16 protein-coding genes are annotated in these 25,486 nt (G+C 43.2%); 1 reads left to right on the top strand and 15 read right to left on the bottom strand.

Features of this window, described 5'->3' with window-relative positions; genetic code table 11:
• Positions 1 to 60: 60 nt before the first annotated feature.
• Positions 61 to 1,203: an endo-1,4-beta-xylanase gene (locus KMW37_RS10785; protein WP_215224633.1), complete on the bottom strand. Its 1,143-nt coding sequence runs from the start codon at positions 1,201 to 1,203 to the stop codon at positions 61 to 63.
• A gap of 478 nt (positions 1,204 to 1,681) precedes the next feature.
• Between KMW37_RS10785 and KMW37_RS10780 the strand changes: the two genes are divergently transcribed.
• Positions 1,682 to 3,586, top strand: coding sequence for a 7TM-DISM domain-containing protein (locus KMW37_RS10780; RefSeq protein WP_215224632.1), 1,905 nt, complete (start codon positions 1,682 to 1,684; stop codon positions 3,584 to 3,586).
• A 155-nt stretch (positions 3,587 to 3,741) separates the two neighbouring features.
• Here the strand turns inward: KMW37_RS10780 and KMW37_RS10775 are convergent, their stop codons facing one another.
• From KMW37_RS10775 to KMW37_RS10710, 14 genes are all read right to left on the bottom strand, one after another.
• A complete protein-coding gene (locus KMW37_RS10775; RefSeq protein WP_215224631.1) occupies positions 3,742 to 4,041 on the bottom strand; it encodes a fibronectin type III-like domain-contianing protein in 300 nt (99 codons plus the stop codon).
• Positions 4,023 to 6,443 carry a glycoside hydrolase family 3 C-terminal domain-containing protein gene (locus tag KMW37_RS10770; RefSeq protein WP_215224630.1) on the bottom strand — a complete coding sequence of 807 codons (2,421 nt, stop codon included), beginning with the start codon at positions 6,441 to 6,443 and terminating at the stop codon, positions 4,023 to 4,025. Before KMW37_RS10770 ends, KMW37_RS10775 begins: the two co-directional genes overlap by 19 nt.
• Positions 6,444 to 6,489: 46 nt before the next feature.
• Positions 6,490 to 7,416: an alpha/beta hydrolase gene (locus KMW37_RS10765; RefSeq protein WP_246581444.1), complete on the bottom strand. Its 927-nt coding sequence runs from the start codon at positions 7,414 to 7,416 to the stop codon at positions 6,490 to 6,492.
• 243 nt (positions 7,417 to 7,659) lie between these two features.
• Positions 7,660 to 9,402 (bottom strand): glycoside hydrolase family 43 protein, encoded by a 1,743-nt coding sequence (locus tag KMW37_RS10760; RefSeq protein WP_215224628.1) that lies wholly within the window; start codon positions 9,400 to 9,402, stop codon positions 7,660 to 7,662.
• 69 nt (positions 9,403 to 9,471) lie between these two features.
• Complete coding sequence (locus tag KMW37_RS10755; RefSeq protein WP_215224627.1) at positions 9,472 to 10,842, bottom strand: glycoside hydrolase family 43 protein; 1,371 nt, start codon at positions 10,840 to 10,842, stop codon at positions 9,472 to 9,474.
• Positions 10,843 to 11,046: 204 nt separating this feature from the next.
• Positions 11,047 to 12,993: a glycoside hydrolase family 97 protein gene (locus tag KMW37_RS10750; RefSeq protein WP_215224626.1), complete on the bottom strand. Its 1,947-nt coding sequence runs from the start codon at positions 12,991 to 12,993 to the stop codon at positions 11,047 to 11,049.
• Positions 12,994 to 13,098: 105 nt separating this feature from the next.
• On the bottom strand, positions 13,099 to 15,018 hold the full coding sequence (locus KMW37_RS10745; RefSeq protein ID WP_215224625.1) for an alpha/beta hydrolase-fold protein: 1,920 nt from the start codon (positions 15,016 to 15,018) through the stop codon (positions 13,099 to 13,101).
• A 14-nt stretch (positions 15,019 to 15,032) separates the two neighbouring features.
• On the bottom strand, positions 15,033 to 15,863 hold the full coding sequence (locus KMW37_RS10740; RefSeq protein WP_215224852.1) for a sialate O-acetylesterase: 831 nt from the start codon (positions 15,861 to 15,863) through the stop codon (positions 15,033 to 15,035).
• A 30-nt stretch (positions 15,864 to 15,893) separates the two neighbouring features.
• Positions 15,894 to 16,853 (bottom strand): glycoside hydrolase family 43 protein, encoded by a 960-nt coding sequence (locus KMW37_RS10735; protein ID WP_215224624.1) that lies wholly within the window; start codon positions 16,851 to 16,853, stop codon positions 15,894 to 15,896.
• A 27-nt stretch (positions 16,854 to 16,880) separates the two neighbouring features.
• Positions 16,881 to 18,296 carry a glucuronyl esterase domain-containing protein gene (locus tag KMW37_RS10730; protein WP_215224623.1) on the bottom strand — a complete coding sequence of 472 codons (1,416 nt, stop codon included), beginning with the start codon at positions 18,294 to 18,296 and terminating at the stop codon, positions 16,881 to 16,883.
• 18 nt (positions 18,297 to 18,314) lie between these two features.
• Positions 18,315 to 20,792: a glycoside hydrolase family 95 protein gene (locus KMW37_RS10725; RefSeq protein ID WP_215224622.1), complete on the bottom strand. Its 2,478-nt coding sequence runs from the start codon at positions 20,790 to 20,792 to the stop codon at positions 18,315 to 18,317.
• 373 nt (positions 20,793 to 21,165) lie between these two features.
• Entirely contained in the window at positions 21,166 to 22,551 is a 1,386-nt protein-coding gene (locus KMW37_RS10720) for a family 43 glycosylhydrolase (RefSeq protein WP_215224621.1), read from the bottom strand.
• Positions 22,552 to 22,700: 149 nt separating this feature from the next.
• The gene (locus KMW37_RS10715) at positions 22,701 to 24,293 is read right to left on the bottom strand and encodes a glycoside hydrolase family 43 protein (RefSeq protein ID WP_394369615.1); all 1,593 of its coding nucleotides are present in this window, start codon (positions 24,291 to 24,293) and stop codon (positions 22,701 to 22,703) included.
• 18 nt (positions 24,294 to 24,311) lie between these two features.
• On the bottom strand, positions 24,312 to 25,469 hold the full coding sequence (locus KMW37_RS10710; RefSeq protein WP_215224620.1) for an endo-1,4-beta-xylanase: 1,158 nt from the start codon (positions 25,467 to 25,469) through the stop codon (positions 24,312 to 24,314).
• Between the last annotated feature and the right edge of the window lie 17 nt (positions 25,470 to 25,486).

The raw sequence follows: 25,486 nt of genomic DNA, 5'->3' as shown, positions 1-25,486 counted from the left end.
TTCCTTTAATTGGTTTAATAGGTTTGATTTAATAATCTGTATTTGGTAAATGCATCTTGATCAAGGCATCACTTCCTCTTGATCTTTGAGCACTTCTATTTGTTTTATCACTTCTTCCTTTATGGAGTAATCATTTTCAAAAACCAATGGGTAAGCCGTCCTTCCCACTATAGGCCAGTTATTTAACCAGCTATCCTGGTCGCGAATCCCCCAAAATGTCACCCTAGTTATATCTGTCCGATATTTTTGAAACAATTGGAATAGCGCTAAATATCGTTTGGCCAATTTTTCCTTGATTTCCTTCGGAACACCATTTTTTAAGGGATCATATTGTGCTTCATATGCAAAATTGTCATCGATATCTGCACCACGCCTATTGGTGGGATTTGGTAATACATCAATATCCAATTCCGTGATCATTACTTTCAAACCCCGATCGGTAATTTTTTTGATCGATGCTTCTATTTGTTCTAATGTTGGGGTATCAAGTCCGTAATGTCCTTGCATGCCTACTCCATCGATATGCACGCCCTCTGCTTGCATTTCTTTCACCATCTCCATCACAGCATCTATCTTCTGAGGCTTCCAAAGATTGTAATCATTATAATATAGTTCTGCGGCTGCATCTACTTCCTTGGCTTTCCGAAAAGCTGTTTTGATATAATCTTTACCTATTGCCCTATACCAATTTGATTGGCGGTATTCTCCATCATCAGTAAAGGCCTCATTTACCACATCCCAACCATGTACTCTTCCCTTATACCTTCCCATCACGGTTTCAATATGCCCTTCCATGCGTTTGGTAAGTGCATTGCCATCCAATAATTCTCCATCTGAATTTTTGAATACCCAGGAAGGTGTTTGATTATGCCACACCAGGGTATGTCCAATGGTAAACATATCCAACTGTTCGCCTAATTCGACATAGCGATCTGCGGATTCAAAAATGTAGGTTTCCGGTCTTGGGTGAACTGATTGCCACTTCAATAAATTTTCTGGACTGATACTGTTAAAGTTCTTTGACAGTACTTGTTTCACCTTATTATTATCCGCATTTATGTTTCGTACACTCAATGCCGATCCTATATAAAAATCATCTATAAATACCTCCTTGAAGCCAAGTTGGTCATTTGTGCTAAAGCCGCTCAATAAAATAAATATTATGCCGACTAAAGAACTCCTTTTCAATAAAGTACTCCTCATACTTAATTCACGATTATTATTTGGTTATTATTAATATATCCAAACAAAAAACTACTTTATCATCTGGACACAAAACAAACTTAAATCAAACAAAATCAATTTAAAAGTATCACAAATACACACAAATCACTGATAAACAGGATGTTAATACTTTTTTATCCGCTTAAATATCAAACAGTTTGCCCCTACAGCCTATGTTAAAAACTTCGCTCACATTATCATTGAATGAACTTTTGATGAAATTCACTCAATAATTTGAAGCAGTGACACAGGGGATAATTGCGCTTTAATCAAACAATTGATTTTCAGTTGTTTAAAAAACAAATTTTATCAAAACCCTATTTATATTTCGCTTAAAGAAAATAAATCCATCTCATCCGATTGCCTTAATTACTAGTATAATTTAATGCTATGCACCTTTGCATTTTATTCGTATATTCAACACTTAATCTTATACCCAAGTAACCTTTGAAGTAAAATGAATCGCTATTATTTTATTATTAGTGTAATTCTCTATTCATTAATCGCTTTCCAAAATTCATATGGTAGGCAGTCAAAAAATGATAATATATTCTATATCAAAGAAGTTAAAGACTATGCCAATATCATAGAATATATGGATTACTATGTTGACCCTTCATCACAACTAAGCATTCAGGATATTTCATCTTCAGCATACCAAAATAAATTTGAGCCGGTTTCTGATATTCATGTTGTTTATGAAGCCCTTGACCAGAATATTTGGTTAAGATTGAAAATCAAAAATCAGGAAGAAGTCCATAATCATTCGTGGTATTTCGAATCTTGGGGTTTTGACATCAACCAATTCACTTATTATTTTCCCAATCCTGACGGTAGCTTTACTGCTAATACCTCAGGCTATGATTTTCCATTTTACCAAAGGAATATCAAACACAAAAACTTTAATTACCTGCTTGATATAAGGCCGGGAGAGCAAAAGACATACTATTTTAAGGTAAGGAGAAGTTATCCGCTTGCCTTTAATCTGCATTTGCGGACCAATGAAAAATTCATAGCGCATACGCTCAATGAATATTACTTTCTGGGAATCTACTACGGTGTATTAGCACTTATTCTTGTCTTCAATTTATATCTCGTCTATAAACTGCGGGATACTTTATACCTTTATTTTGCCGGCTTGATACTGGCCTGTATATGGTTTTCCTTTGGCAGAGACGGCTTGGGCTTTCAATATTTATGGCCAAATCATCCTGAGTTCAATTTTTTAACTCAAGGAAATATCACACAAGTAGCCGTGGTAATAGCTACTTTGCTGTTTTCAAACAGGTTTGTCCAAAAATACAATACAAGTAGCTTGATGTTTCGTGCAACCATCATTGCGATCATCCTTAAATGTATCCTCTTTTTTGCCCAGGACACCCTATTTCACATAGAAGGAAAAACCTATATAGGTCTTACAATATCCATTATGCTGGTACCATTTTCCATTGGATTAAGACTATTGTTAAAATCCAAGATCTACTCTTGGTCCTACATTTTCGCCTATGCCTGCTTATTTTTGGTCATCATAAATAGTCATACCATCGCCTTTGCATTATTTGATGACCAAGTGATCAACTGGTATTTTGTACATCCGGTAATCTTTCTGGAAGTGGTCCTATTTTCCCTTTCTATTTTCAACCAAATAAAATTTCTTCAGGAACAATACAAAACAGTGAGTGAGGAAAAGACAATGGCATTGGAAGAGAAAAACCGCTTAGCAGATGAGCTCAACAATAAACTCCAACAAAAGGTAAAAGAAAGAACAGAAAAGATTGAAAACATGGCAAAAGATTTGGCCAGCAAAAATGTACAACTTCAAACGACCAATCTTAAACTACAAGAGCTCAACACCCAAGTCAATCAGATCAATGAATACCTGAGAAAAAACAATGAACAACTTCGGACTAATATGGAAGAAGTAACAAAAAACCTGGCACTAATGAAGGGCTTGGATTTTGAAAGTTTCAAAAATGTATTTCCTGACAAGGACAGTTGCCTACAGTTTTTGTCTGAACTTAAATGGAAGGACAAATACATATGTAAAAAATGCGGATATAATAAATATGCCAAGGCGCCTAACCATGGCAGAAGATGTAAAAACTGTAATTATTTTGAATCACCGACCGTGGAAACCTTATTCCATAAACTAAAATTCCCAATAGAAAAAGCCTTCTATATTTTATACCTATCCAACAGAAAGGATGTGGATCTTACCCTAAATGAACTTTCTGAAATCTTGGACCTGAGAAGAGAAACCTGCTGGACATTCAAAAACAAAATCACCCAGGCTATGGAAAAAGTCGGCCACAATAAAGACCTGAGTGGATGGGAAAACTTGGTATTGGTTCATTTGGAATAAATATGGTTTTCAAAAGCGCTTAATTTAAAACCAACCTTTCTCAATTTGAATGGAAAAACCATTGTCCCTCCTTATTAATGGGACAATGGTTTTTAATTTAATCATAAGGGATCGTTCCTACATTGCCTACTGCTAAAATCACAAACTTTAAGCAATTACAGATCAGCTAGCTCCTGACTTCCCTTGACCTGAAATTCACCTTTTACCACCATGGTAGTTTCCGCGTCCAAATCACCCTCAAAGCCAGGCTGCTTTCCACCTAAATGCACCGTAAAACGTCCTTCTTCAATGACCCTTTTGGATTGGGCATTGATCATGGAAAGCTGTCTAGGGGATAAGGTAAAACGCACTTCTTTACTTTCTCCAGGTTTCAGATGTATCCGTTCAAAAGCTTCCAATTGCCGAATTGGCCGCAACGTAGAAGCTTCTTGGTCTGTCAGGTATAACTGGACCACCTCATCACCTGCCCTGTCCCCCGTAAGGATACAGCTTCTCCAGCTTTTACCTGAGCAGGAATTGTCAGCTCAGTATATTCAAAATGGGTATAACTGAGTCCATAGCCAAATGGATAAAGCGGAGTACCTTCAAAATAACGGTAGGTCCTGCCTTTCATATCATAATCTTCAAATGGTGGCAAATCCTCCACCGATTGGTAGTAGGTGATTGGCAACCTGCCCGCAGGATTATAGTCTCCAAAGACCACATCTGCAAGCGCATTACCACCTTCTTCTCCTGGATAACCAGCACTGATGATGGCGTCCACATTTTCCTTGGCCCAGTTAATGGCCATGGCACTTCCTGCATTCAACACCAAAATCACCGGTTTTCCCGTAGCTTTGACAGCTTTGAGCAAAGCTTCCTGTTGGGCAGGCAAAGTGATCGCGGTACGGTCTCCTCCATCAAATCCCGGAGTGACCACATCCATGCTTTCCCCTTCCAGTCTTTGGGATAATCCCAGCACCACCACGGCCAAATCCGCACTTTGGGCCAACCTGACCGCTTCATCTATTTTGCTCACATCCGGTCTGGCCCACAGCATTTGGGCAATGGCATTGGTCTCATCACTAAAGAAAGTCACTTCAACTTTATACCTTTTCCCCTCTTCCAAGGAAACAATATCGGTGGCATACCTTCCCCGGTGGATGGTACCAGCTCCATTAGAAATTTCTTTCCCGTCGATATGTATTTTCATACCTCTTTTTGAAAACACACCGAATTCATAACGTCCATTTGCCGGAGGAACCAGGTACCCTTCCCATTTTACAGAGAAGTTATCGATCAGCTCTTTCGAAATGGGCTGGTGTTCCCAAGAAAAATCAATTTGGTCATCTATCCGCTCCAAAACCGGTGCACCCTCCCAATTTAGGTTATTATAATAGGAAGCTTTAAGGCCCTGACGTCCGTCTTCAGTTTCAAAATAAGCAGAAGGAATGGGCTTCAGGTTATAAAAGCCTTCTGCCGGATGCACGCCTTCAGAATACAATACCTCCGCTTTGGGGCCCACTTTACGCTTTATTCCTTCCAAAAAGGTAACCGGCTTTTTGGGTATGCCATGATAGTTGCCCAAAAGCGATTCTATATTGTCCGCATTGGGGCCTATTACCGCTATTTTTTTGACTTGATCCACCGATAGTGGCAGCAAATTATCTTTGTTTTTGAGCAACACCATGCTCTTTTGGGCTGCTTGCCTTGCCAAGGTATTATGGGCCTCGGAGCAGACGATTCCGAAAGGAATTTGGGCATAAGAAACTGCTTCCTCAGGATCAAACATTCCCAATTTGAACCTGGCCAAAAACAGTCGCTTTACAGCAACATCAATCTCTTCCTCGCTTACCAGCCCCTCTTCTACCGCTTCCGTCAAGTGGGTGTAATAATTCCCACAATTCAAATCACAACCACCAGAAACCCCAATTGCCGCTGCTTCCGCTGCTGTTGAGGCAATCTTATGACCCGTATGAATATCTTGGATCGCGCCACAGTCCGAAACCACATAGCCTTCAAATCCCCACTGCTCCCTCAAAACCTTATTCAGCAAAAAGTCATGGTCACTGCAGGACTCCCCTCTAAAACGATTGTAAGCCCCCATTATGGAATACACCTTTGCCTCTTTGACCGTTTTGCGGAATGCCGGAAGATAGGTTTCATAGAGATCCCTATCACTCACATCCACATCGAAAGAATGCCGAAGTGGCTCCGGACCGGAATGGACGGCAAAGTGTTTGGAAGTCGCAATGGTCTTCAGGTATTTCCCATCGTGATCCTGCAAGCCCTCAATAAACTGAGAGGCCAATTCTCCAGTGAGATAAGGGTCTTCCCCGTAAGTTTCATGGCCCCTTCCCCATCGTGGATCCCGAAATATATTGATATTGGGTGACCAAAAATCCAGTCCGGTATAAATTCCCCTTTTGCCATTTCTGATAAACTCGTGGTGCTTGGCCCTAGCCTCATCTGAAATCACTGTGCCTATTTCCTTCATAAGACCTTTATCAAAAGAAGCCGCAACGGAAATGGACTGGGGGAAAACGGTAGCATATCCTGCCCTGGCCACACCATGTAGACATTCATTCCACCAATTGTATTCGGGCACCTTTAGACGGGAAATGGCCGGAGAGGCATTCATCATTTGGCTTACCTTCTCCTCCAAGGTCATTTGATCCACCAGAATATCCACCCGCTCCTCAAAGCTCAGTCCTGTATCCAAAAAGGAAAAATCAGGGTTACCCTCCTGGGCCTGGATAGCCATATTTCCGGCCAAAAAGTAAAATAGGAAGCCTAATCCCCAATATTTTAACCCCATGGTACTATGACTAAATCCTAATTTGTGTATAAGTGGTTTCTCTTTAGTTTTCATATTCATGATAAGGTCATTTTGATGAAATCATTTTACTTCCAGCTCCACTTTTTCACTTGTCGTCCCCCTTCAGAAAGTCATTCACATCCAACCAGTGCATAAAAGCCTCAAACCAACTGTTGCTGGTGCGATCGGGGTTTCCAAGACCGAAACCATGACCTCCATTTTGGTAAAGGTGAAACTCTACCGGTATACCAGCTTTATACCAAGAATGGATCACACCAAATTGCCCGTTAAACAAAAAATCATCGCTGGCAATTACATTGAACATTGGAGGTGCATCCTTTGGCACATCTACTTCTCCCATACCTCCATAAACCGGACCGATAAAGGCCAAATCCATGGTCTCTGAGTTGAGTGTGCAATGCATGGTAAGTCCTGCACCTGCCGAAAAGCCAATCATACCTATCCTGTCTGTATCTACCCCCCACTCTTCGGCGCGCTCAACAATCATGGCATAGGCGGCTTCGGCGTCTTCAAGTTGATCCGAAAGGTTCCTGCGTGGTCGCGGAGGAGCCTTTCCATCTTGTGTATCTTTAGAGGCTGCTTCAAAGGTTCTGTTCATGGAATTACTAAAATCTTCCAAAGATTCGGGAGTCGGATGTAGTCTGTATTTGAGTACAAATGCTGTGATCCCCTGCTCAGCTAGTGCTTCGGCCACTTCCCAACCTTCGTTGCCCATTGAAAGCCATCTAAAACCACCTCCGGGCGCTACGATCACTGTCGTGCCGTTGGCCTTGCCGGGTTCTGGAAAGAAAGGGGTCAGGGTGGCAGTACTGATATTTCTGGCCATTGGGTCGCCCCATTGACGGAACCAGCTCTCGGGAGAAGGTTGACCTTCCACACCTCCTGTACCCAGTGGGATGGCATTGGGTTCCTCCGGGTTGTCAATTGGATACATGGTGCCATCCTGCGCCATCGTAGGCTTGATGCTAAAGAGCAAGACAATTGCAAAAACGGTTTTGGTAAGGTTTTTCATCACATAAAACATAATAAGGTTATTAAATAGGTTAAAATTAATCGATTATATCATTGGACTTAACCCCATACAAGTCAAGGTCTCCAAAGTCCTATTCGAGCAGGGCTTTTTTACCTAATTCTTCGGTATTTTCAACTCAGGATATAGTCATTAAAGAAGTGAGGACATAAAGTCCCCACTTCTTAAGGTTGGTGGTTTAAAAAGGTATTTCATGCTTTGGAGTTAATGGATTTTTAAGTCTATCTATTCCGTAGGATAGGCATCATTGGCTTTGGTAGCATAAAGACCGATCAAATTGCCCGTAAAGCCACCGGCTACATTCGTGGAAAGGATATCACCGGATACTGTACCTCCCAGATTTTGGAAATCAGTTCCGTTGGTGGAATAACTGAACTGAAATTCATCTCCTTTAGCACTTATTCTTAATGACACAGGATTCTTGAGGTCAATCTCCGTAGTCGCCAAGATTTCAGACTTCACCTCACGGTCTCTTCCTCTACCCTGTGCTTCAGTTCGCTGCAGTACCAGTACATTTTTCTTTCCGGATCTGGTAACTCCAAACACATAATTGAAGGCTTCACTTTGCACACTGGTCAAACCTGCCAAGTCTTTTTCCGACTGGGGCTGGTATTCCATGGTAGTAGTAAAAGAAAAGTTTTTGTGCTGCTGCCTGTGGAAGAGCGTGGAAGTAGGTTTGACCTCTTTGATATTGGTGTCAAAAGGTTTGATCTGCAAGCCGCCTTTAGTTTTGGAAATAAATGCTTCCCTTGGTCCCCTTAGGCCTATCCAACGGTAATCCAATTTCTCTGAAGTAAAATCCTCTGTAAAAGTGAAGTTACCATTTGGAAAGTACCCTTCCTGTCCTGTTTTGTTCTCCACGCCTTCTGGCATTTTCAGCTTGGGTTCCATCGGCACCAAACCATTTTCGAAAACTGGAAACTCTCCTGACCAATCCACTGGTAGGATAAAGGTTTCCCTGCCTGTATTTACCCGATTCTTTTCATTGGGACGAATACCCAAGAAAACACCATAATACTTGTCATCCGGTCCTAATACCAAATCTGCATGACCTGCCCAGTCCACTTTATTCTGTCTGTTTTGGGATAAATACCGTTGGCTAAGAATCGGATTACTTGGTGCTGGGACATAAGGGCCTTTTGGATCATCACTGACAAAAACCACTTCACTATGCCAGCCGCCGGTACCACCTTCAGCACACATCAAATAATACTTACCTTCCTTCTTATAGATATGTGGGGCTTCGATCCAAATCGGTTTTTTAGAAAGATCCACTCCCCCATTGACGATCACTTTATCTGTTCCCGCAATAACCTGATCCTTCTCAAGATCATATTCCCAAACCTTAATCACGCGGTGACCATTATACAATTCCTCTCCCTGCGCTGGTGCATCATTGTGCACCACATAGGCCTTCCCGTCTTCATCAAAGAATATGGCGGGATCAATCCCTTGAAAGTTCAACTTATACGGTTCACTCCAGCCTTTCATGGGGTCTTTGGTTTTTACCACGAAATTCCCCAAACCTCCGGCAAATGCAGTGGTAATCATATAGAAGGTATCGTTATGCGGATTATAACGGATATCCGGAGCATACACTCCTGCACTGATTCCTGTATCGTGCACATCTAGCTGGGAGGTTCTGTCCAGTACATGACCGATCTGAGTCCAGTTCACCAAATCATTGGAATGGAAAATCGGCACCCCCGGGAACATGGCGAAAGAGGATACTACCATATAATAGTCATCACCCTTTCTGGTAATGGCCGGATCAGGATAACATCCTTGAAGAATCGGGTTATAAAATTCATCCTTTTCAAGTGGATTTTCATTATAAACCTGATCATCTCCCTGATAAATGACCTTGGTAAACAGAGGACTATTGTCTGCCTTCTGTCTTGCCAAAACTTGATTAAAAGCAAAGGTGGCCCATAAAAAAGCCAATAGGATAATAGGTTGTTTTTTCATTTTATTGTTTTTGAATTGATTCAATGTATTGTTGCTGATTTCAAAATTTCGTTCAGAAAAAAGACTTGGCTAATCCGAAAACCTCCAATAGTCGAAATACAGGATATTATTGGGTGCTTTTCCTTTGAAAACAAAATACAGGTCATGGACACCTTCCACCTGTTTTACTTCGGTGGACACCAATGACCACCTGTCATCTCCTCCTGTTAGCGGCACATTGACCGTACTCAATAGCGCTCCATCTATACTGTCAAGTCTGATCTCTATACTTACATTGCCATTGTGGACAGTCCCGACCCTTGCCGTAAATTCAGCAGGACCTTTATCACGAAAATCCACCTGCTTTACTTGGATATAGGCCTCGTTTTTGGTGGCTATTATAAAATTTCCCACTACCTCATTCTTATTGGCTTTTACCCCTTCCGACCAAGCAATGGTCTCCGCTTCATTTTTGATATAAGGATTGATTGTTCCTAAACTCTTGGTGATTCCTGCTGTCATTGTCATGGGAACAATGGTCCCGTCTTCTTTGAACTTCACCTCATCTACACAGACGGATCGGGTAAATCCACCTCCTCCGGGCAAGGCGCCATTATGATAGAACAAATAGGTTTTCCCCTTGAAATCCACTATTCCTGGATGATTGGTAAAGCTCCTGCCTTCGGTGGGCATCAATACGCCTTGGTATTTCCATGGGCCAGTCGGACTGGTACTGGTTGAATAGCCAATATGTTCAGGTAATGGACCCGCCGCAAAGAGCAGGTAATACAGGTCATTTCTTTTATACAACCAAGGGCCTTCCTCATAGGTCGTGGGACGTCGCGGATCCTCTTTCCCTTCACGCTTGCCAAATGCTAATATCGTATTGGGAAACTGTCCTATCTCCCCTTCAAGAGAAATCATATCCTCATTCAGTTTCACATAATAACACACCGGGTTTCCCCACATCAGGTATGCCTGACCATCATCATCCACAAAAACAGTCGGGTCTATATCGGCCATACTATTGCTGATCAAAGGTTTGCCCAATGGATCGATGAAAGGGCCATAAGGGCTATCCGCTACCGCTACACCAATGCCGTTTTTATGGTTTCTATCAGTAATCGGCACATACATATAGAATTTCCCGTCCCGTTCTATACACTGAGGTGCCCAGGCATTCATCTTGCCCCAGCTAAATTCCTTATAGGACAACACAGCTCCATGATCTGTCCAGTTGACCATATCTTGGGTCGTGTACAGCCTCCAGTCATTCATGGTAAACCAGGTTGAATTATCCTCATCATGGGAGGTGTATAAATAGACCTTATCATTGTACACCATAGGCGCGGGATCCGCAGTATAGGAGGTTTGAATGATAGGGTTTTGTGCTTTTGTTTGTAGAATACCCGTACCTGAAATAAGCACGGATATTATGAGTATTCTGAAAATAAATTTCATCTGTCTATATTTTTTATACTACCCTATAAATGAGGCAATTGGTTATTATCACGAATTAATCATCTCAGAAGACCAATGCCTATTGGATGTCCGATCGTTGCAGACCTGCCAGGTTTGTTTAACAGGGATATACAACCCTGACAGGTCTTTGCCCTTATCCATTGGGGATTATGCTAGATTTCATCATTTATCCGGGTCTTCTATTTAGTGAGTTAACACAAATCCTCCCCTTGGCTGAACCATAACGGTCAATTCTCCATTTTTCCCAACTTTCACAGTTTGGAGTTTGGGCTGTCTTTCTTTATCGTCATTGTACAGTGATACCTCTTGCCCTTTGAGCATAGGAAGATCAATTTTCAAGGTCTTGGCAGTATTTTCAGCATTGACTCCTGCGATATACCAATGCTTGCCACTTCTTCGTGCCAAGACACTGTATTTGCCCGGATATCCATCAATAAAGACTGTTTCATCCCAGGTAGTAGGCAGCTTTCTTAAAAAGTCCAGTTCAAATTCAGGCACATCGGTCAGGTTGTTTGGCGTCAAACCAAACATCTGAACAGGGTTTTGAAATAGTACCCCAGTGGCCAATTGGAAGCTATCTGTGGTCAAGCGCTCTTGGCCTTGTCTATTTCCCCTATTAAGAAATTTATTAAGCAAAACCCCTCCAAACTCCATGCTGCCCACTGCATTTCTGATAAAGGGATGCAAGGAGGCATAAAATGCTTCTTTCTCGCGGACACCTTGGGAAAATATGAGCATTTCCGATGCCAGGACAGCTTCACTTCCCACAAAATTGGGATACATTCTCTCCCATCCTCTAGGAAGTGTGGTCCCATGGAAAATCACCATTAAGCCATGGTCATTGGCATCCACCAAGATGTCTTCATATAGCCGCATGGTCTCCTGCTTGTCCCCACCGAAGAAGTCCACTTTCAATCCTTTCACCCCTGCTTCCTTCAGCCATTTCATTTCCTTTTTCCTGGCGATAGAGGTATTCATTTTGTTCAAAGGTGTCTGGAAAGCATCATTGGCCGTCCCGTTGGAATTGTACCAAAGGAATACATCCACATCTTTTGAATTGGCGTAGTCGATCAGTTTTTCCATCTTTTCATAGCCAATTCTTTCATCCCACCAGGCGTCGATCAGGATGTATTCAAAATCCATGGCTGCAGCCAAATCCACATACTGCACCTGGTCTTCATAATTCATACTGTTGTCCTGCCATACGATCCAGCTCCAGCTGCCTTTCCCATATTGGTAAGCTTGGGAAGCCTCATACAGCGGCTCCACCACATCAAAAGGAATGGTGGTTTCCACAATCGGCTGGAGCGTTTTTCCAACGGTAATGGTGCGCCAAGGCGTAAAGCCCGGAAGACCTATTTGTGCGCCTGTGCTCCCAAAGCCATTATTTTGCTCCATTTGGGGATATTCCACGGTGTACACTCCATCTTTAAAGCTACTGAGGTGTGCTCCATTATAATTACTTCCTACCCCGGTTTCAGAGAGCAGTACCCATCCATTTTCACCGATTTTAAACAAGCCAGGAAAAACATAGCCATATTCCGCTGTGGTGCTTTCCAAAGCCGCATCCGTCACATAGCCACTTTCATAGCTGGGCGCTGTTCGTGCAAAGCCCGTCATGGGCTTCATCATGGAAGAGAGAAAAGCGCTAGTAACTGAAGGAAACCTAAACCCGGTCACTTCCCGCTCCACTACTGTTACCCTGGTATCTCCCCATTTGGGCAATTCATACCGAAATGCGATATCATGATCGCTCACCTGAAAGTGATAAGCAATTTGCTTTCCTTCCTCATTCTTTGCCATATAAGTCAAGGTGTTGGACTGATACTTTACAGAGGAAGCCTTGATCTTATCCTGGGTGTAGGACTTGTCGATTTTCCCAGTAGAAGCATCCACAAAACTCATATTGGAGGTAAAGTCTCCCTCATTGGTCACCAGTCCCAAAGGAGAGTTATCCAACATTACCTTATCCTGATAGTGAACCGTATATTGGGCCTTGCCATTGCTTATAGACACCCTGACTTCAAGGTGGCCATCAGGACTGGAAACGGATTTGGTATTTTGTGCATGAGTTTCCCCAGTAAACAACAAGCAGAAGACGAATAATAGCGTAAAAGAAATAATTTTCATTTTTGGACTTTTGAATTATTTGGAAGTCAACAATCTTACTATTTGTATTTGAGAGCAAGGAAAAACCTGTCAGGTTTCAATAGTACTCCATTATTGCTTAGGCACTTATTGAAATAACAAAGGAGCAAAACTGTGGAGATCATGCCTCCATACGGGCCAGGTATGTCCTCCGGGATACTCGCTATACTCATAGTCTATCCCCATCTTATCAAACTCCCCAAGCATTTTCTCACAATTATTGTGGGCGATATCTTCCTCTCCTCCCATGGAAATCCAAAAAAGACTTAGGTCATTATTGATCTTTTCTGCATTTTCACTCATAAAAGCGTATTGACCCTCAGCTATGCTACCTTGACGCTGAGAGATCCATCCTGAACTGAAGACACCCAAGTGGGAAAACAGGTCTGTATTATTGATTCCAGCATAAAGTGTCTGAATTCCCCCCATGGAAAGTCCTGCCAAGGCCCTATTCTTAGCACCTTTTTGCGTGCGGTAGTGCTTCTCCACATGAGGGATGATCTCATTCTTTAATTCGTTTTCGAACATTTGCAGCCCTCTTTCCTCAAAAGCAGCTATAGGCATATTTCCGTCAGGCATAACTACCAGCATAGGTTGAGCCTTCCCTTCAGCAATAAGGTTATCGAGGATCAAGTCAGTTCTCCCCTGCTGTGCCCAGCCTCTTTCATCTTCACCTCCTCCATGCAGGATATAGAGTACCGGATATGCCCGGTCAGTGTCCAAATCATAGCCGGGAGGAGTATACAGTAAAAACCTCCTCCATGATCTCAATAGCGATGAATAGTACCTGACCTGTCTGATCTCTCCGTGAGGAACTTTTTTCACTGCGTAATAATCATCTCCATCGAAAGGCACTTCGATTCCACTGGCCATCCTGCCCATACCATAATAGGCCTCACTGGCCGGATCGGCAACAGGTACTCCATCAATCAATAAGGAGTAATAGTGAAAACCTTCTCCCAATGGATCCGTGGTCACTTCCCATTCCCCCTTACCATTTGGGGTCATTGGGTATTTCTTTCCCAAATCAAGTTGTACATTATCGGCTACAGGCGCCTTTACCTTAAACTTAGCGCTTCCATCAGGCATAATTTGTGGATATTTTGCTCCCCTGACGTTAGTAGAAGCGGGAATCCCCAAGGGACTGTATTGGTTAAATTTGGATGGGTCAACTGGCTTAAAAAGCATTTTGGAGAACATGTATAGTCCATTTTTCCATACCTTAAAATCATGGCCACCTTCCTCTAAATAATAAATATGGGGGACTTCATTTTTTACCAAGTAATCATGGGTGCGCTGACTGAAACCCAAAAGCCCATCTTGATCTCCACAAGAGATCCAAAGCAACTTTAATTTATCCTTGGCATAGGCTGGATCAGGAACGAGTATTTCAGGACTCTTGGTATTAGGTGCTGCAGAATAACTGCCTACCCAGGCGAATTGGTCTAAATTTCCCAAGCCGAAATTCAGGGTTTGGCCACCACCCATGGACAAGCCTGAAATAGCCCTGTGTTCCCTGTCCGCCAACACGGGATAATTATTTTCAACAAAAGGTATCAGGTCATGAAGCAGGTCTTTCTCAAAGGTGGAAAAGGCCTCCACTTTGTCTTTGGCCATGATATTTCCGGTAGCCCGATCATCCTTCATCGCCCGGCCATTGGGCATGACGATGATCATAGGTTCGGCCTTTCCTGCTGCATAGAGATTATCCATGATCACATGAGGCTGTCCACCGCGTAACCACTCTGTTTCATCTCCGCCTATTCCATGCAGCAGGTACAATACGGGATATTTTTTATTCTTATTAAAGTTCGGCGGGGTATAAACAACTGCTTTGCGCTTTGTGCCCACGGTTTTTGATTGATACTCCACCGTATCTAACTTTCCATGTGCAATTCCACTTTGCACTTGGTCAAAACCCTCTGGAGCTTCTTTTTCTATTTGCTGACCAAAGCTTGTAGCAACGGTCCCAACAAGTAAAATCAATAAGTAGGTTATTTTTTTCATAATTTTTTTAAAAGTTAATTGCCAATAATCGAAAGCATTTGCGCTCCATATCGTCTACCCAGTTCCCTGTATCCTGCTGCTGAAAAATGTAGCCCATCGGAAACGGCCTCACAATCTTCAGATGAAATTACATGTGCATTTGGGATCACTTCAGGTAAAGTAGCAATGATGGCATTCATACTGGCGCATTTTCCCCCTTGCGCTGCGCTGACCATTTCACCAGCCAATAAAGGAACTTCTTCTGAAGCCAAGCCCAAGTCTGCCAGTAGATTTTGATATACTCCTTTTACTTTTTGTGGCCAGTCTTTATCCCCTGTATTGGACTCCCCCTGATGCAGTAGTATTCCCTTGACGACCCCATCATTTTGGGCAGTTTTTGCCAGTTCTACCAAATGGTGGTAAGGGTTTCCGTCATATTCCTTGACCATGTTTTTAAGCCAATTAGGGGCTGTTTCCACATAGGCTTTATACTTGTCTTTTTCAAAAAGCTCTATTCTACATCCTCCCACAGACACATTGATCACCCCTACCCGAATACTGTCAGGGAGATTTTCCACCAAAGTCCTACCAAAATAGTCCACAGGTGTAAGCCCCGTATGACATCTGGTCAAGGGAGGCACAGCAGGATACCAATTGCCTTTTTCTCTATTCAGGTCAGGACAATCGATAGACTGTAGCACCTGAAACCTCGGGTCCACGTCCATATCCTGTTCCTCAAACTTTGCAGCTCCTTCCATATTGGACTGGCCAAAAGCCAGAAAAATGTAAAAGTTCTTGTCTTGTGCTTGGCTTGAAAACCCCATGACAATAAGGATCAGGGTCAAAGGAATCCATCTCAATTTCATGTTCATTGGTTTGATTGTTTGCTTTAAAGATTATTTTGCCGACAGTACCCCCTGTTGGGTTTGTTCTATTTTTTGAATGGTGCCATCTGGGTTATAGTGCATATAGTCCACACAGATCGAACGGCGATAGCTTCCTCCGCTAGGCAGCACCCCATTATGATAAAAGAAATAATCCTTCCCCTTATAATTCACAATTCCAGGATGGACTGTAAAACTATTGGGGACATTGTCCATAATTATCCCTTGATAGGTCCAAGGACCTTCAGGACTTGAAGCAGTACAGTATTCTATCATTTCAGGTTGGGTACCGGCACTGGCATATACCAAGTAATACAGGTCTTTCCTTTTGTATACCCAAGGGCCTTCTATAAAATGCTTTGGCTTAAAATGGTGAATAGGACCGTCCAATTCTACCATATTGTCTTTGAGCTTGGCCCATTTACAGCTTCCATTGCCCCAATAGAGATAAGCCTGACCGTCATCATCAATAAAAACTGCCGGGTCAATATCATCCCAACCATGTTCGTTATCCGTAGTCATTTCATTAACAATCAAAGCCTTTCCTAAAGCATCCTTAAAAGGTCCTGTAGGGCTGTCAGCAACTGCCACTCCAATGGCCGCACCACCTCCACTATTTTCATCCTTTTTGTGAAAAGTGGATACATACCAGTAAAACTTACCATTTCTTTCAATACAATGGGCTGCATAAGCATCACCCGTAGCCCATGAGAAAGACTTTGGGGAAAGTGGCGCCCCATGATTGGTCCAGTTGACCATATCAGTGGAAGAAAAAACCAACCAATCTTTCATTTGGTAGTTGGTGGCATCTACACTTGCTGTATCATGGCTGGTATATAAAAAGACTGTATCATTATAGACAATCGGTGCCGGGTCTGCCGTGAAAACCTCACGGATGATAGGGTTCTGGCCATAAGATTTCCCCATCACTACAACACAAAAAAGAAAGGTTAAACGGAATATCTGTTTCATTTTTTATTTGCTTAGAATATTATTTCTTTATTTAAATTGGTTCCAATATCGGGAGGCCCAAGCGATCCATGTGCTCCAGTTGGGTCCAGTGGAATGGCCTCCTGCGTGTTGCCTGTATGCAATCTCCCCTTCAGTCATTGAAGCGCCCATTTCCGGAAAACCCGAAGAGGTAAATCCTTTCATGCCCAAAAGCTCATAAACTTGACTTGCGTGGACTCCGCCCAAAAACATTCCTTTGGCATCCACCCACTGTCCTTCTATAAAAGGTGAACCAGCACTTATAAATACAGGCCTTGGAGCACAAAGCGCCACTAAGGAATGGGCATCTATTGGAAGATCATCCACGGTAAGGTCACTGGCATATTTCAGAAAATTACCACAAAACCAATGGTACTCAGCCGATGAGGCCAAGTTTTCTACCTGCTCACCGAAGTTCCTTCTCAGGATTGATGCACCACCAGCTCCAGAAGAGCCTATAAACCCAAGCGCAAACCGGTCGTCAAATGCCATAGTGACCAATGCTGCTTTCCCATAACGTGAAGTTCCTTCAACACCGATTCTGGAAGCATCCACATCAGGATCTGACTCGAAATAATCCATGGCCCTACTGGCTCCCCATGCCCAAGCCCGCAAGGCTCCCCATTGTTTTGGGTTCCGGAATTTGCCCTTGTTAGCCAGACCTATGATACCTGATCTTAAGCCTGCACCGTGATCAGCCTGAATGCTTGAAGGAACCAGAATAGCATATCCCCATCCCTTGCTAAGTAATTGCTGTTTCCAACGTGGTTCATAAGGAGAAATAAAATAACTATTAGGCTCCGCAGGAGGACTGCCAAATGGCCAGCGGATAAACCCAAACTCCATTACAACCGGTACTGCTTTGGTAGCTGCTACAGGTATTCCCACTAGCAGTTCAATCTCCACATCTATTTCGGGAAAAGAAGCATTGTCCACTTTACCGATAAGCAACTTCTCGGTTACCGGATAATTTGCAATTACGGTATCCTTCTCAGCAACCAAATGCCAGGTCACATCGGGCAAGTTTTCTGGAAGAGTTCCAAACATTTCCGTTTCCAAATCTTTGAGAATTTGGGGCCTTCTTACCTTCCACCAAGCATCCTCTGATGTAATCAGGTCCCCCTCATTGGCCACCAAAAGATCTGGCAAAGTATATTTTCTCACTTTAGATTCATCAGTGTTTGCTGCATTAGAGGCACTAGGGTCCCCGGAAGGTCCTGGACGCATAGCGGCTTTAAGTCCCAACTTTTGTTTCATTTCTCCGTAGTCCAGCTGGGTCTGCCAATTAAGGCTGTCACGGTTCCAACCTTGGGCCTGAAGTCCACAGTCCATCAATGACAGGACATTCAGTAACACCAGAATTGATACCATTAGCGCCTTCCTATTCGGCCTTTTATTATTGTATTGCTTAATCAGTCTTAGCATGTTACTATATGATGAGGATCATTTAGCTTGAAGTTCATATTTCTCACCTGCTTTGGTGGACAAATCGTATTCATATATTTCATCCAAAACGGGTGGCACTAATGTAGTTTCAGAAGCAAGCAAAGCCGGTTTTACTTCGGGAGTCTGAAAAAATGGATTGCTGTTTTTCCCAGTGGCTGGTTGAAGTCCTTTTCCATTCAGGGGGAAATAAGATCGAATCCTGCACAGTCCCCCCAGAGAGGACTTGATGACTACCTGCTGAGTTTTTTTCTCCTTCCATTCCATCGCCACTTCAAATCCACCTCTGGCACGTAAACCACTCACTTTACCATCTTCCCAAGCATCGGGCAAAGCAGGCAAAAGATGGATAGCACCATCATGGCTTTGTAACAACATTTCAGCAATTCCTGCTGCACAACCAAAATTCCCATCGATCTGAAAAGGTGGATGGGCATCAAACAAATTGGGATAGGTTCCTCCTTTTTGTTTTCCATCAGGTTGTATCGATGGTGACAGCTGATCTTGGATCAGCTTTAAGGCATGGTTGCCGTCAAGTAATCGCGCCCATAAGTTTACTTTCCAGCCCATGGACCAACCTGTTGATTCATCACCCCTTGCTTCCAAAGATGTTTGTGCAGCACTGAACAGTTCTGGATTACGATAGGGAGAAATCTGATTGGAAGGGTATAACCCGTATAGGTGAGAAACGTGTCGGTGATGATCTTCTGGATTGTCCCAATCGTACATCCATTCCTGCAGCTGACCCCAGCTTCCTATTTGCATTGGAGGCAATTTCCCTAGCTTTTCGTCAATTTTTTGTCTCAGCTCTGCATCCACTCCCAGCACCTCTGCAGCACGTATAGTTTTGGTAAAAACATCAAAAACCAGTTGATTGTCCATGGTGGTTCCTGCCGAAACCGATGCGCCATGATCGGTAGCAGGTGCATTTTCAGGTGATACTGAAGGCACCACTACTAACCAGCCCTTGTCTGGCTCTTCCACCAAAAAGTCCAAATAGAATTGGGAAGATTCCTTGAGAATAGGGTAAACAGACTCCAGGTAGTTTTTATCACCGGCATATTCATATTTATCAAACAAATGTTGGGAAAGCCAGGCTCCACCCATGGGCCATTGTCCCCAAAAAGCCCCATCAACTGGTCCAGTAATCCGCCAAATATCCGTATTATGGTGCATCACCCAACCCGAAGCTCCGTACATATCTCTAGCCGTTTTCTTCCCTGTTTGGGATAGTTCTCTGACCATTTGGACCAAGGGCTCATTCATCTCAGTTAGATTGGTGATCTCCGAAGGCCAGTAGTTCATTTCGGTGTTGATATTGACCGTATACTTGCTATCCCAAGCAGGCTTGAGCTGATCTGCCCATATCCCCTGTAAATTGGCCGGTTGACCTCCTGGACGGGAAGAAGAAATCAACAAGTAACGGCCAAACTGAAAATAAAGGGCCACTAACTGCGGATCATTTCCCTGTGAAAACTCAGCAATTCTGTCATCTGTGGGCTTATTTACGGAGGCAGTTTCCCCTAGATCAAGGCCCACCCGCTTAAAGTATTGTTGGTAATCGGCCACATGATCATTTAAAATATCGTCAAAACCTTTGTTGATAGCCTTTTCCAGATAGCCATTGGCTTTTGCAGTCGCATCCCCGGAGATATCCTGGTAGTTTTCAAAGTTGGTAGCCAAGGAAATGTACAAGGTGGCCATATCCGCACCGCTTACATCTAAAGTTTTGCCATTAGCAGTTATTTCACCACCTTCAGTGACAATTTTTACCTGTGCTTCAAATGCTACTCCTCCTTTGATGCCTTCATGATCGCTGGAAATTCCTGTCAGGATCAATTCATCATTGCCATTGGTGTGCAGATCAAATTGCTCCGGACGGTCCATGGTGGCTGAAAATTGGATGGTACCTGTCTTATCTGCCGTTATTTGGGCCACAATCACTTGATCAGGAAAGGAGGAGAACACTTTGGTTTCATAGTTTACGCCGCCCTTTTTATACCGGGTGCTTGCTATGGCTGTTTCCAGATCAAGCTCTCTATAATAATCGGAAGTAGGATCCTCGCCTTTAAAATCCAACCTTAAGTTTCCCAATGTTTGATAAGGCATCCCATTAACACCACTAAAAAACTTCTGATCGATAAGTCCTTGCGCTTCATCATACTTCCCTTCAAAAATCAGCTTTCTGGCTTCTGCTAAAGCTTCTTTGGCATCGGGCTTGTCATTTCTATAAGGCTGTCCGGCATATAAGGTATTCTCATTGAGTTGGATGGTCTCCTTCTTGGGGTCGCCAAATACCATCGCCCCTAATCGGCCATTTCCGACCGGTAAAGCTTCCACCCATTTTTTCGCAGGTTCATCGTACCAAAGCCGCAAATGGACATCCGAAACCTCGATGCTTTGGTCCACCTTTTCGGAAGTCCCACAGGACAGACAAAGCAAAATAAAAATTGTTAAAAGGGTTATTTGTTTATTCATTGTTGAGTTTTATTAGTATGGGTTTAAGTAATTTTGCAAAGTCGATATATTAAATAGGAATCACAGTTTCGGCCTTTTGGAGCATTCGGTTTTGGGACAATTGTGGAGGGCGTTAAGAAAATGAGTTAGCTCGCGAAGTGGACGAGCGAGATCCACTCATTTTCAGCCCATAGCAATTGGTCCAAAATCAAATTGAGCCAACAGTGACCTCTTCGTAAACGAAATTGCCTCAATTTGAAGAATCCTCCACTGGCCTAGATTTTTGGTCCTTTTCATCAATGGAAAAGGACAATAACCAGCATTAGAGCAAAATGCAAAGAACATCCTTCTACATACAAGCTTGTAAACATTCATACTCAGTTATATATCCACTTCACTTCGATAAGCTTCCCAGCCCTTCCGTGGGCTTTTCCCACCTTACCCAATCCACTTCTATCGTTCCGCTTCCTTGTAAAACCAAATCCTGAATACCAGAAGCGCTATGTGCCACCGGAACCGTGATGGATTGCCATTCTGCGTTCCTCTCCAGCTCTACCTCACTGATTAACTGTCCCTCTTTGCTTCCTTGTCTGATTTGAACTTTTCCACCTTGGGGAGCCCTGACCCTCCAGGTCATACTTCGGGCATCTCCTTTACCAAAATCCACCGCATCAAATTTGACCCAGCCTTCCTGATTTCCCAAAATCGTTTTCCAGCCTAGAAATGGATTTGACTCCTCCAAAAAGGCAATAGTAGCTCCAGTTTCACTGAGCTGACTGTAACGATCCAGATGGACTTTCTCAAAAGCACTGCTCAATCCTATGCCCCGTAGGCTAGGCACTACCTTTCGAATCCTTCCATCTGCTTCAAAAAACAAACTATCAGCTCTTATAGACCTGTTTTTATCAAAATCAGGAGAATAATCATTATGGTGGTAGAAAAGATAATGTTGTCCCTTGAAATCGATGATCGAATGGTGGTTGGTCCAGCAGCCTGTGGGAGATTCATCCATAATCACCCCTTGAAACTCAAATGGCCCTAAAGGTTTATTGCCCAGGGCATATTCAAGTCTTTCAGTCTTATTTTCCACATGAGGGTAGGTCAGGTAATAACCACCTTTTCTTTTGAACATATAGGGTCCCTCTTTCAGACCTTTGCTCGGGAGCTCCTGTAAAATCACAGGCGCTGATGCCAACTCCAGCATATTTTCTTTGAGCTTTGCTCCATAAATATGTCCTTGAGACCAATAGAGATAAGCTTGGCCATCATCATCAATAAACACATTCGGATCTATTCCCTTTACCCCTTTTATCGGTTCTGCTTGGGGAACAAATGGCCCTTCCGGATGGTCTGCCACAGCCACCCCAATGGTAAAGCCCTCACCATTCACACTGGATGCATTGCTATGGTCAGGAAAATAGAAATAATATTTTCCGTTGTTTTCGATACAGTCAGGTGCCCACATGCTATTGGCAGTGGGATTTCCCCAAGGGACATTCTCTTGCCGGAGGATAACCCCGTGATCCGTCCAGTCGGTGAGATTTTCGGAGGAAAAAACATGATAATCTTGCATGCAGAACCAATTTTCCCTACCGTTATTTTCCTCCCAATAAACATCATGTGAAGGATAAACATAAACCCTATCCCCTACTACCATGGCAGATGGATCCGCTGTGAATTGGTCCTTGACCAAAGGATTCTGGGCCATTACGGCAGTACCAGTACATACAGCTAGACTGGCCGTCCATATACTTCTATTGAACAAATTCTTAATATTCATATCCTAATACACTTAGTCCTATTTTGCAATGGTTGAAATAGATTGGTAAACCTGTCAGGTTTAAAGGAGTGGACACGCCGAAATTGACTCCTGGTGCATATAAAAACCTGACAGGTTTTATCCCTTTTAAGTAATATGAACAGGTTAGATCAGTCACCAATATTATCTTTGATATGAAAGTAATCGAAGTCTACATGCCCTCCCGGTGATTTGGTCGCATAATTGAACAAGGCAAAACGATAGCCCATAAAATGGGGCAACGTATACTTCATGTGCAGGGTCGACCCGATAGCCTTCCAATCTTTGCCATCAAGACTGTAAAAGAAATTGGCTTCATCGCGGCGATCGGTAAAGTCACAAGTGGCTTTCAGGTAAACTGAACTTGTGTTGAGCGGGACACGTGCAATTTCTTTAGCCTCTCCGGAATCTGCATTGATCATCACTAACACCTTTTGGCCATGCTCATCTTTCACCCCTAATTGTCCGTAAAGTTTTTGGAGCAGGGCAAGGCCAGCGAAGTCCCCATCCTTCATCCCCGCTAAATCAATTTTGGTGACGCCTGTACATTTTGGGCCTATGGTCCGCTGGGTCAGGGTATTTTTAGCTTCCATAAGAGAAGCATCTACCCTGGACGTGGTTAAGCGCATGTATCCTTTTCTTTCCCTAACCGACCAATATGCCGGATCAGGGTTGTGGTTCCACTGCCAAACCAAGGGCAGGTCCCTGTCCTGCTTTTTACGCTTAAAATCATCTGAAGCCACAATACCGGGGATCAGGCTTCCATTGGCGGGAAGGTCCAATTGGTCGGGTACTTTCCCTTCCTCTCCCAGTACAGGCCAACCATCAACCCACTCAACGGGAACCATATAAGGAATTCTGCCAACAGCCCCATAGTCTCTAAACAAATAGGCATACCATGTCCCTTCTGGCGTATCAATAAGTCCTCCCTGAGCGACTCCTTTGTCCTGCAACATGACCTTTCCTTCATAGGGTCCGGTTATCTGATCAGCCCTATGGACAATGACCGTCCTCATCCCCCCTTGGGGCCAAGAGATATTGAAGAGGTAATACTTTCCGTTTACCTTGAACAATTGTGATCCTTCTGCCGGAAGCATCACATTAAGTCCCGAAGGAGCAGTGGCGTTTTCTATCAACACCCTTTCCGTACCTGGCTTGACTCCCGATAGATCTTCTTTTAACTCCACCATGCGGAGCTTTCCCCCTCCCCAAATCATATAAATTTTGCCATCCTCATCGAAAAACAAGGTATGGTCATGATAGGAAGGAGAAAAGGAATGTGTTTTCCATAAACCTTTTCCCACATCATTGGTGGTAAAAATATAGGTCTTACCTGTGGTGGAAGAAAATGTACTGAGGTAATAGGTCCCTTCATGAAATCTCAGGCAACTTGCCCAAGACCCCGCTCCATAGGCCTTCTTGCCATTTTCCAGATTGATGGCATCTACTTCCCCCAATCGATCATAGGCATAGCTGACCAGTTCCCAATTGGACAAATCCTTTGATTTCATAATGGGAACACCTGGATTCATGTGCATGGTGGTACTACTCATATAATAAGTATCACCAACACGTACCATGGACATGTCCGGAACATCCGCATGGATTATAGGATTTTTTGCGGCCTTACCTTGGGCCAACACTGCCTGGCTCCACATAACCGTCATCAAAAAAGCTAATATCGTTAGTAAATCTCCCTTTTTTTTAATTATATACTTTACCATGATTATTTCAATTATGGTTTATTGGTTAGCCACCCTAATCAGTTTTTCTACAATAGGCTTTGCTTTATTTTCCCGGTCAAAGAGTAAGGGATAATCTGTCCTCCCTCTTACCGGCCAATTGTTTTTCCATGAATGGTGATCTGAAACACCCCAGAGGGTAACTCTAGATATTTTGTCCTGATGCTTTAGAAAAAGCTCGAAAAACTCCAGGTACCTTTCATTAAAAGCCTGTGCCACACTATCCGGCATACCCTCGGGATAGGGATTCATCTTGTCCTCATAATCCGCTTTGTCCGAGATATTGGCCCCAGCTTCCCTATTTCTCCAAGGAGAAGGCAGCACAGAAAGATCCAATTCGGTAACCATAACCTGTACACCCAAATCAGCAAACGCCTGAATGCTCTTTTCAAATTCCTCAATTTCCGGATGTTCCAAGCTTATATGTCCCTGCATACCTATACCATCTATCTGTATACCCTGTTCCTGAAGTTCCTTTACCATCTTGACCATACCCTCACGCTTGCCAGGTTGGGACATAGAAAAATCATTATAATACAGTTCTGCGTCTGGATCGGCTTCATGGGCAAACTGAAAGGCCAGTTTGATAAAGTCCTTGCCCAAAATTTGATAAAATTTGCTATTTCTATAAGCTCCATCATCCAATATGGCCTCATTGACCACGTCCCAGGAATGCACCCGACCTTTATATCTGCCCACTACAGTATAGATGTGCTTACGCATTCGCTCAGTCAGTACTTCTGGCGACACCTCATTCCCCTCTTCATCGGTAAAAAACCATCTGGGAGCCTGCGAATGCCATATAAGTGTATGGCCGTGGATCTGCATATTATTTTCTTCTCCGAATTCCACAAACTGATCGGCCAAATCAAAATTAAACTCCCCCTCACGCCGCTGTATCCGACCACTTTTCATGATGTTTTCAGCGACAATACCATTAAAATGCTCCTTTACAATTTGAATGGAAGAGGTATCCCTGCCTGTTATTTGCCAAGCATTTAGCGCTGTACCAATTACAAACTTCTCTTGAAAAGCAGTTTTTAAGGCAACAGGAGTGTTTTTAAGAGATTCTCCTGAAGTACTGCAGGCTCCTACCGCCACTAACACTCCCCAAATAAGTATAAAGCCTAATCGCTTTTGAAAAACTTGAATGCTCATTTTATCTAATTTAATAT

This window comes from Echinicola shivajiensis (assembly GCF_018642165.1).
Lineage (GTDB): Bacteria > Bacteroidota > Bacteroidia > Cytophagales > Cyclobacteriaceae > Echinicola > Echinicola shivajiensis.
This window is presented reverse-complemented; position numbering and strand designations above follow the sequence as displayed.